Genomic DNA, 15,116 nt, shown 5'->3' with positions numbered 1-15,116 from the left:
CCCTGGACAGCGCCTCCTAACGGCAGGCAGGAACGGGACCGCAAGCGGTCCTGTCGCCTCCATCGGATGTCACAACTCCATCTCAGCCTAGCCAAGTGGTTGGCTGATCACTAGCTGACGGGCCGGAGGCGGGCCCGGCAAAACACCCGTGGATTTCCCTAGCACACCCGCCTGTTTGCCGGGTGGATGCGGGGCGTCCGGCAAGGCCGGCGGAGGCTCCGGTTCCGGCACGGGAGGTCTCAGCCCCGGACCTCCGGGAACCATTCGGCGCTTAATAAACACCGCTCACGGTTCACTATGTGACGGGGCGCACGTCTGGCGCGGGGCAGGCGTTAGTGTTTATTTCGGAACAGCTCTTTGCGGTACAGCCGTGACCAGCCGATGCCCGATGCCGCGCATGCGGCACGGCTGCGGCCCGGTGGCGGCCCGTCCCGCGCAGCAAAGATCGATGAATGATGAGGTTCACCATGTCCCAGGACACTCCCAGCTCCACGGCCACCGCTGCACACACCGACGTGCCGGCCAACCTGTCCACCGGCGGAGCCGTTGCAGTCTCCGCATCAGCCGCAAGCCCGTCAGCCAACGGAGCCCAGGGCGGGAACGGCGACGCCTTCGAAAACCTCTCCCAGGAGAACCGGAAGTTCGCTCCGTCACCGGAGTTCGCGGCCAGCGCCGTGGTCACCGCCGCGGACTATGCAGAGGCCGACGCCGGCCGCCCGGCTTTCTGGGCGAAGCAGGCCCGCGAACTGCTCACCTGGAGCAAGGACTTCACCGAGACCCTGGACTGGTCCAACCCGCCCTTCGCGAAATGGTTCGTCGGCGGCGAGATCAACGCCGCCTACAACGCCCTGGACCGCCACGTGGAGAATGGGCTCGGGGACCGGGTGGCCATCTACTTTGAAGGCGAGCCCGGCGATTCCCGCTCGTACACGTACGCGCAGCTCACCGAAGAGGTCAAGAAGGCCGCGAACGCCTTCGAGTCCCTCGGGGTTGCCAAGGGCGACCGCGTGGCCGTGTACCTGCCCATGATTCCCGAGGCCGTCATCACGCTGCTGGCCTGCGCCCGGATCGGCGCCGTCCACTCGGTGGTGTTCGGCGGCTTCTCCGCCGAGGCCCTGCGCTCCCGGATCGACGACGCCGGGGCCAAACTCGTCGTCACCGCCGACGGCACCTACCGCCGCGGCAAGCCCAGCTCCCTGAAGCATGCGGTGGACGATGCGTTGTCCCACGAAGGAGACGGCAGCGGCCACACCGTCGAGAACGTCGTCGTCGTCAAGCGCAACGGGCAGGACGTCGACTGGCACGAGGGCCGGGACCACTGGTGGGCTGACACCGTTGACGCCGCTTCCCCGGAACACACGGCCGTGGGCCACGACTCTGAACACCCGCTGTTCATCCTCTACACCTCCGGCACCACGGGCAAGCCCAAGGGCATCCTGCACACCACCGGCGGGTACCTCACCCAGGGCGCCTACACCCACAAGGCCGTCTTCGACCTGCACCCGGAAACGGACGTGTACTGGTGCACCGCCGACGTCGGGTGGATCACCGGCCACTCCTACGTCGCCTACGCCCCGCTGATCAACGGCGCCACCCAGGTCATGTACGAAGGCACACCGGATTCCCCGCACCAGGGCCGCTGGTGGGAGATCATCGAAAAGTACAAGGTGAGCATCCTCTACACCGCCCCCACCGCGATCCGCACCTTCATGAAGTGGGGCAAGGAGATCCCGGCCAAGTTCGACCTCTCCTCGATCCGCGTCCTGGGCTCCGTGGGCGAACCCATCAACCCCGAAGCCTGGATGTGGTACCGCGACGTCATCGGCGCCAACGCCGGCAAGAACGGCGAGAAGAAGGAGAACCCCGCACCAATCGTGGACACCTGGTGGCAGACCGAAACGGGCGCCCAGATGATCGCCCCGCTGCCCGGCGTCACAGCCACCAAGCCCGGCTCCGCCCAGGTCCCCCTGCCCGGCATCGCCGTCGACGTGGTGGATGAACTCGGCGAATCCGTGCCGAACGGGCACGGCGGGTTCCTGGTGATCCGCGAACCGTGGCCGGCCATGCTCCGCGGCATCTGGGGCGACCCGGAACGGTTCAAGGAGACCTACTGGTCACGGTTCGAGACCATGTATTTCGCCGGCGACGGGGCCAAGAAGGACGACGACGGCGACGTCTGGCTCCTGGGCCGGGTGGATGACGTCATGAACATCTCCGGCCACCGGCTCTCCACCGCGGAAATCGAATCGGCCCTGGTCAGCCACCCGGCCGTCGCCGAGGCCGCCGTCGTGGGCGCCGCCGACGAAACCACCGGACAGGCCGTGGTCGCGTTCGTGATCCTCCGTGAGGATGCGGTGGACTCCGGCGACGCGATCGTCCAGGAACTCCGCAACCACGTGGGCAAGGAAATCGGTCCGATCGCCAAACCCAAAACCATCCTGGTGGTGCCCGAACTACCGAAGACCCGGTCCGGGAAAATCATGCGCCGGCTCCTCAAGGACGTCGCGGAAGGCCGCGACCCCGGCGACGCCACCACACTGGCCGACAACACCGTCATGGCGCAGATCGCCCAGTCGCTCCGGAAGTAGCGGCCGCTCAGAAACTAACAGTCCCGGACGCCTCCCGGGAAACCAGCCGGCCCCGTTTTCCCCCGCCACGGCGGGGAAAACGGGGCCGCGGTGCTTTGTGACGATTCAAATAGCGATTGCCGTCAAAATGTTCTTTCCCGTTCTTTCCTGTTCCCTTTTGAGACGTTATAGTCATGAGCATGTGAGGTCTCTCACATGCAGCTATTTTTCAAGGGAGAGAACATGGCAGCACAGTTTGATGCGTCGGCAACCGCTTTTCCGAGCCGGCGGACCATCCTCAAGACCGTCGGCGTCGGCGCAGCCGGCCTGGCGGGGATTCCGTTCCTCGCGGCTTGTACCGGCGGAAGCGGACCGTCGGCCACAGGTTCCGACTCGCCCGGCCTGACGTTCGGTTCCGGGTCCTCGGATGATGTTCCCAAGCGCGCCTACCAGGCCGTCACGGATGCCTTCACCGCCAAGTCCGGCAAGAAGGTCACCACCAACGTGGTGCCGCACAACGATTTCCAGAACAAGATCAACTCCTACCTGCAGGGCTCCCCGGACGACACCTTCACATGGTTTGCCGGCTACCGCATGCAGTACTACGCGGGCAAGGGACTCCTGGCACCCATCGACGACGTCTGGGAGAGCATCGGCGCCAATTACTCCGACGCGCTGAAGAAGGCGTCCACCGGCCCCGACGGCAAGATGTACTTCGTCCCCAACTACAACTACCCGTGGGGTTTCTTCTACCGGAAGAGCCTCTGGGCGGAGAAGGGCTACGAGGTTCCGGAGACTTTCGACGCGCTCAAGGCCCTGGCCACCAAGATGAAGGCTGACGGCATCATTCCCATCGGCTTCGCCGACAAGGACGGCTGGCCCGCCATGGGCACCTTCGACTACATCAACATGCGGCTCAACGGCTACCAGTTCCACGTGGACCTGTGCGCGCACAAGGAATCCTGGGACCAGCAGAAGGTCAGCGCCGTTTTCGACACGTGGGCCGAACTCCTTCCGTTCCAGGACCCGGCGGCCCTGGGCCAGACGTGGCAGGACGCCGCAAAGGCACTTGAAGCCAAGAAGACCGGCATGTACCTTCTCGGTTCCTTCGTGACCCAGCAGTTCACCGATCCCGCGGTCCTGGCGGACATCGGGTTCTTCGCGTTCCCGGAGATCGCCATGGAAGGCCGCGACGCCGTCGAAGCCCCCATCGACGGCCTCCTGCTGTCCAAGAAGGGCGGCGAAAACAAGGCGGCCCGGGACTTCATGGCTTTCCTTGGGTCTGCCGAGGCACAGGACGCGTACGCCGCGGTGGATTCATCGAACATCGCCACGGCCAAGGGCACGGACACGTCCAAGTTCACGCCCCTCAACAAGGCGTGTGCGGACACCATCGCAAACGCCAAATACATCAGCCAGTTCTTCGACCGGGATGCCCTTCCCGCGATGGCCAACAACGTGATGATCCCCGCGCTGCAGAGCTTCATCAAGGACGGCAAGATGGACGTCAAAAACCTCGAAGCCCAGGCCAAGACGCTGTACGCGGCACAATAGCGAGGGAAGACTTCCATGAGCAGCACCGCACGAGAACTGATTCCGCCGGAATCCCGGGAGCCTGAAGGCGCTCCCGGGAGAACCGGCAGGGCCAAGGGCGGGCGGGTCCGCCGCCTGTCCGGGCGGGACAAGCTTGTCCTGTCCCTGATGGTGGGCATCCCCACCCTGATCGAACTGACCCTGGTGTGGCTGCCCATGCTGATGTCGGTGGGCCTGAGCTTCACCCGGTGGAACGGACTGGATCTGGGCGACATCCGCCCCGCCGGCCTGGACAACTACCAATTCATTTCCCAGGACTACCCGCCGTTCTGGCCGGCGGTGCAGCACAACATGCTGTGGCTCCTGTTCCTGGCACTCATCGCAACACCGCTCGGTTTGCTGCTTGCGGTGCTGCTGGACCAGAACATCCGCGGCAGCAAGATCTACCAGAGCATCTTCTTCGCCCCGGTGATGTTGTCGCTGGCCCTGATCGGCATCATCTGGCAGCTCTTCTACCAGCGGGACAACGGGCTGCTGAATTTCCTGCTGGGCACGGCCGGGACGCCCCAGGCCGTGGACTGGTTCGGAGATTCCTCGGTCAACATCTGGGCCGCCATGATCGCAGCCACCTGGCGGCACGCCGGTTATGTCATGCTCCTGTACCTGGCCGGGCTCAAGGGCGTGGATCCCAGCCTCAAGGAGGCCGCCGCAATCGACGGCGCCAACGGCTACCAGACGTTTTTCCGGGTGGTCTTTCCGGCCATGCGTCCCATCAACATCGTGATCGTGGTCATCACCATCATTGAGTCGCTGCGGGCCTTTGACGTTGTGTACGTCATCAACCGCGGCACCAACGGCCTGGAAATGCTCAGCGCCCTGGTGATCCAGAACCTTGTGGGCGAAGGCCAGGTGATCGGCGTCGGCTCTGCCCTTGCGGTGGTGCTGCTGGTTATTTCCCTTGTCCCCATCGTCTTCTACCTCAGCCGCACGTTCGGCAAGGAGAACAAAGCATGAGCTCCCCCGCAACAAGCACAGCACACGCCGGCAGGAAAGCTACCGCCCCCGCACCCAGGTCCGGAAGCCGGCCGAAACGCCACTACGGGACCCACATCTTCCTGACGGTCATGGCCGTCATGTGGCTGATCCCGCTGGGCTGGTCCGTCTTCACTGCCCTCCGGCCGGTGGCGTCCACCAACGAGCACGGCTACTTCAGCCTTGCCGGCGCATTCAATTTCGACAACTTCATCCAGGCCTGGACGCAGGGCGGATTCGCCACCTACTTCTGGAACTCCGTCATCATCACGGTTCCGGCCGTGCTGGTGACCCTGTTCCTGGCGTCCCTGATGGCGTTTGCCGTGAGCCGGGTGAACTGGAAGTTCAACATCACGCTGCTCATCATGTTCACCGCCGGCAACCTGCTGCCGCCGCAGGTCCTGGCGGCGCCGTTGTTCGAGATGGCCAAGCACTTCGAGGTGCCGTACTCCTTCAGCGATTCCGGCAACATGCTGAACACGTACATCATCGTCATCGCCGTCAACACCGCTTTCCAGATGGGATTCTGCACGTTCGTACTCTCCAACTACATGAAGGCCCTCTCCGCCGACCTGACCGAAGCCGCGCTGGTGGACGGTGCCGGAATCTGGCGGCAGTACCGGGAGATCATCCTCCCGCTCTGCCGGCCGGCGTTTGCTGCCCTCGGCACCCTGCAGGTCATCTTCATCTACAACGACTATTTCTGGCCGCTCCTGTTCATCCAGAGTGGCAACCGGCTCCCGATCACCACGGCCATCAACAACCTCCAGGGCCAGTTCCTGAATAACTACAACCTGCTGGCCGCCGGCGCCGTGATCACGGTCATCCCCACGCTGGTGATCTATTTGCTCCTGCAGCGGCAGTTTGTTGCGGGGCTGACTCTTGGTTCCTCCAAGGGGTAGACCATGATGGAACCTGACGGGGGCAGCACTCCCCCGCCCGCAGCCCGAAAGGAATTCCATGCTCCCCGCAGCACGCCACCAGGCAATCGTGGACGCAGTCCAGCGCGAGAGGGTGGTCCGCGTCTCGGACCTGGCCCAGCAGCTTGGTGTGTCGCTCATGACCGTTCGGCGGGACATCGAGCTGCTCGAGGAAGGCGGCCGGGTGGAGCGGATCCACGGCGGCGCCAAGCTTCCCGGCGATGCCAGCACGCACGAACCGGGCTTCGAACAGAAATCCACGCAACTCACGGCCGAGAAACGGGCCATTGCCCTGGAAGCGGCGTCCCTTGTCCATGAAGGGATGGCGGTGGGACTGGGTGCCGGAACCACCACGTGGGCCCTGGCCAAGGAGCTGGTCAACGGACCGCGGATCACTGTTGTGACCAACTCCATCCGCATTGCCGACGTGTTCCATCACGGCTCATCCTCCGGTGCCGGACGGTACGGGTCCACGGTGATCCTGATCGGCGGCGAACGCACGCCGTCGGACGCGCTGGTTGGACCGATTGCGACGGCGGCGCTGAAGCAGCTGCACCTGGACCTGCTGTTCCTGGGCGTCCACGGCATGGATCCCGATGCCGGCTTCACCACGCCCAACCTGCTCGAGGCCGAGACCGACCGTGCGTTCGTGGCGGCCTCGCGCAAGGTGGTGGTGGTGGCCGACCACACCAAGTGGGGCACCCAGGGCATGAGCACCATCTCGGGGTTCGAGGAGGCGGACGAGGTCATCAGCGACTCCGGCCTCAGTGCGGACGCGCGCCGGTTCCTGCAGGAAAGCGTCAGCCGGCTGCGGATCGTGGACGCCGGCTAGCGGTGTTGCCGGAAAGCTCTACGGGCAGCCGCAGGATTGCCTGACCAGCAGCTTCGTGGGAAAGACGTGGTGGCGGGGCGGCTCGCCGCGGCCGGCGCCGACCAGCGCGCGCACTGCGGCGTCCGCCATCGCACGGACCGGCTGTTCCACGGTGGTCAGCGGAGGCCACGAATATTCGGCCTCCACCGAGCCGTCGAAGGCGGCCAGGGCAATGTCGCCCGGAACGGTGAGTCCCGCTTCGTGCAGGGCACGGAGGATGCCCACTGCCTGCATGTCAGAGCTCGCAAAAATCGCCGTGGGGCGGTGCCCTGATGCCAGCAGGCGTTTGCCCGCGGCGTAGCCCCCGTCCCGGGTGAAGGCGCTGCGCGCGATGGGGCCCTCGGGCAGTCCGGCAGCCTCGAGCGCCTGCAGCCAGCCCTGTTCGCGGTCATCGGCCTCATTGGCCGTGGTGGTACCCATGGCCAGGCCGATGTTGGTGTGGCCGTGGCCGATCAGGTGTTCCACGGCAGTGCGTGCACCGGCGGCGAGGTCCACGCCGACGCTGGTGACGCCGGCGGGCCTCTCACTGTGGCTGAGCAGGACCGATGAAATCTCCGCCGATTCCAGGTCCGCCAGGTCCGGTTCGGAAAGGACGCTCGCAAGCACCACTCCGTCCACCTGGCGCGCGGCCAGGTTCCGGATGTGCCGGCGTTCCTTGGCGAGGTCGCCGTCGGAGTTGGTCAGGAACAACGCGTAGCCGAGTTCGCCGGCTGCGTCTTCCACGGCGTGCGCCAGCAACGAGAAGAACGGGTTGCTGTTGTCCGGAATGATCAGGCCGATGGTCTCGCTGGACCCGAGTTTGAGGGCACGTGCAGCGGCGTTGGGGCGGTAGCCCAGGACGCGGATCGCGTCCTGGACCTTCGCCTCCGTGGCAGGCGCCACCCGTTTAGGGCCGCCGTTGACAACGTAACTGACCACCGCCGTGCTCACACCCGCATAGCGGGCAACATCCTTGCGGGTTACCGGACCTCGGGTCGGGTGCGTTGCGGGAATGGTCATGGAGTACATGCTAGCTATGCGTCCCGCGGAGCGTCGCCAAAATCGCGGATGGGCAGGCGTTCTCCGTTCTGCTGGGCCGAGGCATGCGCCACGATTCCGGGAAGAGTGAACCTCGCGGCCACCCAGGCATTGACGGGCGGCAGCGTTCCTTCATTGACCGCGGTCACGAAGTCGTCCACCAGGAACTGGTGGCTTCCCTCGTGCCCGTTCGGGGCGCCGCGGAATTCCTCCGGCAGGCGGCTGCGGTCATGCACGGGGGCAAGGCCGGAGATGAAGGCGTCGCGCAGTTCCGGCGCGACGTCGGCCAGCGACGGGTCGTCCAGCGGGATGCTGGGCCGGGTTTCCACCTGTTCGGAGATGTCGTGGACGTTTTCCTTGTCCTGCCACACCGTGACCTTGGCCAGCTGCTCGAAGCTGGCTTCGGTGCCGAAGAAGCGGAACCGGGATTCACGGATGTGCGACGGGTAGCCCACACGGCGCATCTCGTTGGTCCGCATCGCGCCGCCGTCGTTCAGTTCAAAGAGTGCGGTGGCATTGGAGAAGTCGTTGCCGAACATGCTGACGTCCTTGTCGAAGACGCCGTCGTCGCGGTCGTCCTTGACGCCGATGCAGCTGACGCTCACCGCGTGGGACGGCAGCGCGCCCAGGACGCCGCCGATGGCGTGGGTGGGGTACAGCATGGGCGGGTAGCTCGCCGTCGACTTCCAGGCGTCTCCGCCGCTGTACTGGTAGGCGTCGTAGAAACCCAGGTCCATGTCGTGGACGTAGTCGCCTTCGCTGTAGAAAATCCTGCCGAACTTGCCGGCGGCGTGCTGGTTGCGGGCGTAGACGGTGGCGGGGTTGTAGTAGCTGGTCTCCCCCATGGCGTACACCAGGCCGGTTTCCTTCACGGCCTCGATGATGCGCTCGATCTGTTCTTCCGAAACAGCCATGGGCACAGCGGAGTAGACGTGCTTGCCGGCACGGAGCGCCTGCTCCACCAGCGGGCCGTGGGTCCAGCGCTGCGTGAAGATGGCGACGGCGTCGACGTCGGACGCCAGCAGTTCCTCGAAACTCGCCTTGGTGCCGTCAAGCCCCCAGCGCTCCTGCGCCGCGGCGGCGCGTTCCGGCCGTTCGTCGACGACGTAAACCTCGCTGACTCCCGGGTGGAGCTTGAAGAGATGGGCGAAATGGCCGCCGAACTGCCCGACACCGACGACTCCGATTGAAAACGCCATTGTTTACCTTCCCTTGGCTGGCCCGCGATTGCGGGCATGAAGGCCCCGTATGGGCCTGCGCCAAAGTCTTCCACCCGAATCTACTCGAGTCAACGGATTTGGAAGCGTTAGGCGTAACTTTCTTTGTTTGCAGGAAAAAATACTTGCCACCTCATATCTACTCGTGTAGATTCATCACCAGTTGTTACCCACATCACAGTCAGGAAAGGGTCGATGATGACCACCCTTACCAAGCAGCAACAGGACCCGGCAGCCCGGCCCGGACTCCCCACGGCCGGGAAGACCGCCCGGAAGGGCCGGCTTCGCCGGCTCGGCGACTTGAAGATGGCATTGTTCTTCATCTTCCCGGCAATGATCGGCTTTGTTCTCTTCTATCTGGTGCCCACCATCCGGGGCGTCTACCTCAGCTTCACCGAGTACAGCATCCTGGGCGACCCCACCTGGATCGGCGTCAAGAACTACACCGCCATGCTTGGCGATGAACTGTTCTGGAACGCCATGGGGGTCACCGTCCAGTACGTGGGCCTGAACATCGGCTTCCAGACCGTAATCGCCCTCGGACTGGCCCTCCTGATGCACCGAGTGGCAAAGTCCACGTTCATCCGCGGCGCGTTGCTGCTTCCCTTCCTGGTGGCCAACGTCATCGTCGCCCTGTTGTGGTTCTGGATGCTCGACTACCAAATCGGCATCGTCAACGAAATCATCAACTGGATGGGCCTGCCGCGCATCGCCTTCTTCGGCAGCGAGCAATGGGCAATCCCCACCATTGCCGCCGTCAACGTCTGGCGGCACATGGGCTACACGGCCCTCTTGCTCTTCGCCGGGCTGCAGTCGATCCCCAACCACGTCTACGAGGTTGCATCGCTGGACGGTGCGTCCCCCACCCGGACCTTCTGGAGCATCACCATGCCGCTCCTGCGCCCCGTGATGGTGCTAGTGCTCGTCGTCACCGTCATCGGCTCATTCCAGGTTTTCGACACCGTGGCAGTGACCACCGGCGGCGGCCCCATCAACGCCTCCCGCGTCATCCAGATGTACATCTACCAAAAGGCCTTTGGCGAATCGGACTTCGGCTACGCATCGGCCCTGTCCGTCATTCTCTTCCTCATTCTTGCCCTGGTGGCCTTCGTGCAAATGAAGTTCCTCAAGGGCAACGAATCGGATCTGGACTAAGGAACCCCAGCCATGAGCACCTCCACACTCACCCGCAAGTCCGTCAGCAACATTCCCGTCAAGAAGAAGCCCGTCAACTGGCGGCGCGTCGGAGCCTGGGCCCTGGTGGCCGTTGCAGTCGCCGTCACCGTGGCACCCTTCCTGTGGATGCTCCGCACGGCACTGTCCACGAATGCCTCACTGGCCTCCAACGCAGGCAACCTCCTTCCCGCGGACTTCAACCTCGGAGCCTTCAAGCGGGTCCTCGGAATGCAGAGCCCCGAGGAGGCCATCGCCGAGGGAGGCTCGGGAGCCGCGATCAACTTCTGGCTCTACCTGCGGAACTCGGTCATCTTCGCCAGCGTCACCACGGCAGGGCAGGTCTTCTTCAGCGCCATGGCAGCCTACGCGTTCTCCCGGCTCCGCTGGCCCGGACGGAACGCCGTGTTCGGGCTGTTCCTGGCCACCATGATGGTCCCGCCAATCTTCACCGCGCTGCCCAACTTCCTGATGATCAAGAACCTGGGCCTGCTCAACACCTTTGCCGGCATGACGCTGCCCTTCCTGTTCATGACCCCGTTCGCCATCTTCTTCCTGCGCCAGTTCTTCCTCAGCATGTCCCGGGAAGTGGAAGAGGCCGCCATGCTCGACGGCGCCAAGCACCTACGGATCTTCTTCCAGATCGTCCTGCCCAACGCAGCGGCGCCGCTGGCCACACTGGCCCTCCTCACTTTCATCGGCCAGTGGAACGAATACTTCTGGCCGCTCCTGGTGGGCCAGGACGAAAACGTCCGGGTGCTCACGGTGGGCCTGGGCGTCTTCAAGTCCCAGTCACCGCAAGGAGCCCCCGACTGGACCGGCCTGATGGCCGCAACGCTCGTGGCCGCGCTCCCGGTGCTCCTGCTGTTCATTGCCTTCGGCAAGAAGGTGGTCAACTCCATCGGCTTCTCCGGAATCAAGTAACACCTTCAGTTCACTTTCCCCAGAAACACGTTCGTCTCCAGAAACACCCTCGAAAGGTCCATCATGAAGAAAACCATCGGCGTCGCAGCTGCCGCCGCGGCAATCGCCCTGTCCCTCTCCGCCTGTGGCGGAGGCAGCCCCGCCTCCAGCGAGGCCAAGGGCGAGATCAACTACTGGCTGTGGGACGCCAACCAGCTCCCGGCCTACCAGCAGTGCGCTGACGATTTCACCAAGGCCAACCCGGACATCAAGGTCAAGATCACCCAGCGCGGCTGGGACGACTACTGGACCACCCTGACCAACGGCTTCGTCGCCGGCACCGCCCCGGACGTCTTCACGAACCACCTCTCCAAGTACCCCGAGTACGCCGCGAAAAAGCAGCTGCTCTCCCTGGACGACGCCGTCGCCAAGGACGGCGTCAAACTGGACAGCTACACCAAGGGCCTGCCGGAACTCTGGGTCGGCCAGGACGGAAAGCGCTACGGCCTGCCCAAGGACTGGGACACCGTAGGCCTGTTCTACAACAAGGCCATGACGGACTCCGCCGGCCTCACCGCCGAGCAGATGGCCAACCTGGACTGGAACCCGAAGGACGGCGGCAGCTACGAGAAGGCCATCGCGCACCTCACCACGGACAAGAGCGGCAAGCGCGGCGACGAAGCCGGCTTCGACAAGAACAACGTGGCTGTCTACGGCCTGGGCCTGGCAGGCAGCGGCTCCGGCCAGGGCCAGACCGAATGGAGCTTCCTCAGCGCCACCACGGGTTGGACCGCCACGGACAAGAACCCGTGGGGCACCAAGTTCAACTACGATGACCCCAAATTCCAGGAAACCATCGCATGGTGGGCCGGCCTGATCGAGAAGGGCTACATGCCCAAGCTGGAAACCACCGTCGGCGCCAGCCTGGCGGACAACTTCGGTGCCGGCAAGGCCGCCATCAACACCACGGGTGACTGGCTGATCGGCCAGTACAAGACCTACAAGGGCGTGGAGACCGCGTTCGCCCCCACCCCCAAGGGTCCCGACGGCAAGCGTGCCAGCATGTTCAACGGCCTCGCCGACTCCGTCTGGGCAGGCACCAAGAACCCGGCGGCATCCGTGAAGTGGGTTGAATACCTCGGCTCTACCGCCTGCCAGGACGTTGTGGCTTCCAAGGCTGTCGTCTTCCCCGCCATCACCAGCTCCTCCGAAAAGGCAGCCGAAGCGTTCAAGGCCAAGGGCACCGACGTCTCGGCCTTCACCACGCACGTCAAGGAAGGGACCACCTTCCTCTTCCCCATCGCGGACAAAGCGGCCAAAGTTGACGGCATCATGAAGCCGGCAATGGATGCCGTGCTCTCCGGCAAGAAGCCCGCCAGCTCCTTGACCGAAGCCAACAACCAGGTGAACGATCTCTTCAAGTAGACCGCACCTGTAGTGGCTGCGTAAGTGGTCGCAGCCACGGCCCCGGGTGCCGCCGTTTCATCCTCGCGAAGCGGCGGCACCCGGGGCACCCCACCCCGCACGTACATATTTATCCCGCCGCCAGCGTCACCGGACGCCCGCCACAACGAAAGAGAAACCCCATGGATCCCCTGCACCTCCGCTCCGCCGGCACCAGCCTGGTGATCAGCTTCGACAGCGGGGAGGCCGAGGTCATTCACTGGGGCGCAGATCTGGGCGCGACACTGCCCGATCTGGCCATCCTCGGCGAACCGATCCCGCCCTCCGCCTCCGACGCAGCCGTCCCGGCCGGGCTGCTGCCGCAGGCGTCGTCGAGCTGGCGCGGACGCCCTGCCCTCCGCGGGCATCGGATCGCCGACGGCGTGCCCGGCTACGACTTCTCCGTCCGCCTCCGCGTCGCGGACGTCAAAGCCGGCGGAACGTCCGCCGTCGGGAATTCAGCTGTGATTGTCCAGTCAGATCCGGACGCCGGCATCACCGTCGAATCCACGCTGGAACTGCACGACGGCGGCCTGCTGGAAATGCGCCACACCGTCACCAACACGGGCACTTCACCCTTTCAGCTCGACGAACTGGCCACCGTGCTGCCGGTGGCTCCTGACGCCGTCGAACTTCTTGACCTGACCGGGCGCTGGTGCCGTGAACGGCACCCGCAGCGCCGGGCCATCCAGCAGGGCACCTGGGTGCGGACCGGGCGCCACGGGCGCACCGGCCACGACTCCTCGCTGCTGCTGGCCGCCGGCACGGCGAACTTCGGCAACCGCCATGGCAGGGTCTGGGCCACCCACCTTGCCTGGAGCGGAAACCACGAACAGTTCGCGGACACCATCGGCGACGGCAGGACCATGATCGGCGGCTCCGAGCTGCTGGGCCCGGCCGAAGTGATCCTCGAGCCGAACGGCAGCTACACCACCCCCGCACTGTTCGCGGCGTACTCGGACCGCGGCCTGGATGGCATCAGCGAGGCCTTCTACAGCTGGTTCAGGAACCGTCCGCACCACGTGCTGCCCTCGGCGTCAGCCATTTCAGCGGGTAATGCAGGCACCGGCAAGGCCCGGCCCGTGGTGCTCAACGTCTGGGAAGCCGTCTACTTCGACCACGATCTCACCACACTGGTCGAACTGGCGGATTCGGCGGCTGACCTGGGCGTGGAACGCTTCGTGCTCGACGACGGCTGGTTCCGCGGCCGCAGGCATGACCAGGCGGGCCTGGGCGACTGGTACGTGGACGAGGGCCTGTGGCCTGACGGCCTCACGCCGCTGATAGATGCCGTCACCTCCCGCGGGATGGAATTCGGCCTCTGGGTGGAGCCCGAAATGATCAACCTGGACTCCGACGTGGCGCGCGCCCACCCGGAATGGATCGTTGGACCCGCTGTCCGGTCCTACAAGGACGGCGGCCGGCTGCCGCTGACCTGGCGCCACCAGCACGTCATCGACCTGGTCAACCCCGAGGCCTGGCAGTACGTCTTTGACCGCATCGACGCCCTGCTCCGCGAAAACAACATCAGCTACCTGAAGTGGGACCAGAACCGGGACCTCACCGAACACGGCCACGCCGGGCGCTCCTCCGTGCACCAGCAGACGCTGGCCGCCTACCGCCTCTTTGGCGAACTGAAGAAGGCCCACCCGGGCCTGGAGATTGAGAGCTGCTCCTCCGGCGGCGCCCGTGTGGACCTCGGGATCCTGGAAACGACCGACCGGATCTGGGCTTCGGACTGCAACGACGCCCTGGAACGACAGACCATCCAGCGCTGGACCGGGCTGGTGGTACCGCCGGAGCTGGTGGGCGGTCACATCGGCCCCACCACGTCCCACACGACGGCCCGCACGCACGACGTTTCATTCCGCGCCATCACGGCATTCTTCGGGCACTTCGGCATGGAATGGGATGTCCGCCAGGTCCACGGCGCGGAGCGCGAAGAACTCAAGCGGTTCATCGGCCTGTACAAGGAGCACCGCGGCCTGATCCACTCGGGCCGGATGGTCCGGGCGGATGTTGCCGACGATTCATTCATGCTGCACGGCGTCGTTTCCCAGGGCACCCCGGCGACCGGAGACACGGCAGCTCTGTTCGCGCTGGTCAGCACCCGGACCTCGTTCGCGGAGCGTCCGGGACGCATCACCATTCCGGGACTGGACCAGGACCGCAGCTACCGCGTTGAGGCCATCTTCCCGACACCCGGCGACGCGGACTACGCGCACAACTACACCCAGGCGCAGCCGCCCGCCTGGCTGGCCGCCGGGGCGGATGCCAGCGGCCGGTTCCTGGCCGAGGTGGGGCTGCCCATGCCCGTCCTCAACCCGGAACACGCAGTGCTGCTGCGCCTGACTGCCATGTAGGTTCACTGCCTGTAGCTTCAGCGCCGCGCAGCTTCAGCGCCACCCAAAGAGCCTGCCGGCCGGGTAGCAACCCGGCC

General features: G+C 65.1%; 11 protein-coding genes. 9 read left to right on the top strand and 2 right to left on the bottom strand.

The features are described from left to right. The first annotated feature begins 467 nt into the window (after positions 1-467). The 5 genes from acs (at position 468) to BS38_RS0105600 (ending at position 6,884) form a co-directional block, all read left to right on the top strand. Positions 468-2,588 (top strand): acetate--CoA ligase, encoded by a 2,121-nt coding sequence (gene acs / locus BS38_RS0105620; protein WP_028269908.1) that lies wholly within the window; start codon positions 468-470, stop codon positions 2,586-2,588. 222 nt (positions 2,589-2,810) lie between these two features. Beyond that, the gene (locus BS38_RS0105615; RefSeq protein WP_051628756.1) at positions 2,811-4,121 is read left to right on the top strand and encodes an ABC transporter substrate-binding protein; all 1,311 of its coding nucleotides are present in this window, start codon (positions 2,811-2,813) and stop codon (positions 4,119-4,121) included. A 15-nt stretch (positions 4,122-4,136) separates the two neighbouring features. Then, positions 4,137-5,114: a carbohydrate ABC transporter permease gene (locus tag BS38_RS0105610; protein WP_028269906.1), complete on the top strand. Its 978-nt coding sequence runs from the start codon at positions 4,137-4,139 to the stop codon at positions 5,112-5,114. Continuing rightward, complete coding sequence (locus tag BS38_RS0105605; RefSeq protein WP_028269905.1) at positions 5,111-6,034, top strand: carbohydrate ABC transporter permease; 924 nt, start codon at positions 5,111-5,113, stop codon at positions 6,032-6,034. The genes BS38_RS0105610 and BS38_RS0105605 overlap by 4 nt, the downstream gene beginning before the upstream one ends. A gap of 58 nt (positions 6,035-6,092) precedes the next feature. Then, positions 6,093-6,884, top strand: a complete 792-nt coding sequence (locus BS38_RS0105600; RefSeq protein ID WP_028269904.1) for a DeoR/GlpR family DNA-binding transcription regulator — start codon at positions 6,093-6,095, stop codon at positions 6,882-6,884. Between the two features lie 18 nt (positions 6,885-6,902). On the opposite strand, the gene BS38_RS0105595 is transcribed toward BS38_RS0105600, so the two are convergent. Further along, positions 6,903-7,922, bottom strand: coding sequence for a LacI family DNA-binding transcriptional regulator (locus BS38_RS0105595; RefSeq protein WP_028269903.1), 1,020 nt, complete (start codon positions 7,920-7,922; stop codon positions 6,903-6,905). 14 nt (positions 7,923-7,936) lie between these two features. Next, a complete protein-coding gene (locus BS38_RS0105590; RefSeq protein ID WP_028269902.1) occupies positions 7,937-9,139 on the bottom strand; it encodes a Gfo/Idh/MocA family protein in 1,203 nt (400 codons plus the stop codon). A gap of 216 nt (positions 9,140-9,355) precedes the next feature. On the opposite strand from BS38_RS0105590, the gene BS38_RS0105585 reads away from it, so the two are divergent. The 4 genes from BS38_RS0105585 to BS38_RS0105570 all read left to right on the top strand — a co-directional run bounded on the left by BS38_RS0105585 (position 9,356) and on the right by BS38_RS0105570 (position 15,039). Continuing rightward, positions 9,356-10,312 (top strand): carbohydrate ABC transporter permease, encoded by a 957-nt coding sequence (locus tag BS38_RS0105585; protein ID WP_028269901.1) that lies wholly within the window; start codon positions 9,356-9,358, stop codon positions 10,310-10,312. Between the two features lie 12 nt (positions 10,313-10,324). Then, complete coding sequence (locus tag BS38_RS0105580; RefSeq protein ID WP_028269900.1) at positions 10,325-11,254, top strand: carbohydrate ABC transporter permease; 930 nt, start codon at positions 10,325-10,327, stop codon at positions 11,252-11,254. Between the two features lie 63 nt (positions 11,255-11,317). Beyond that, complete coding sequence (locus BS38_RS0105575) at positions 11,318-12,658, top strand: ABC transporter substrate-binding protein (RefSeq protein ID WP_028269899.1); 1,341 nt, start codon at positions 11,318-11,320, stop codon at positions 12,656-12,658. A gap of 161 nt (positions 12,659-12,819) precedes the next feature. Continuing rightward, positions 12,820-15,039 (top strand): alpha-galactosidase, encoded by a 2,220-nt coding sequence (locus BS38_RS0105570; RefSeq protein ID WP_028269898.1) that lies wholly within the window; start codon positions 12,820-12,822, stop codon positions 15,037-15,039. The last annotated feature ends 77 nt before the right edge of the window (positions 15,040-15,116 follow it).

The organism is Arthrobacter sp. UNC362MFTsu5.1 (genome assembly GCF_000685965.1).
GTDB lineage: Bacteria > Actinomycetota > Actinomycetes > Actinomycetales > Micrococcaceae > Arthrobacter.
This window is presented reverse-complemented; position numbering and strand designations above follow the sequence as displayed.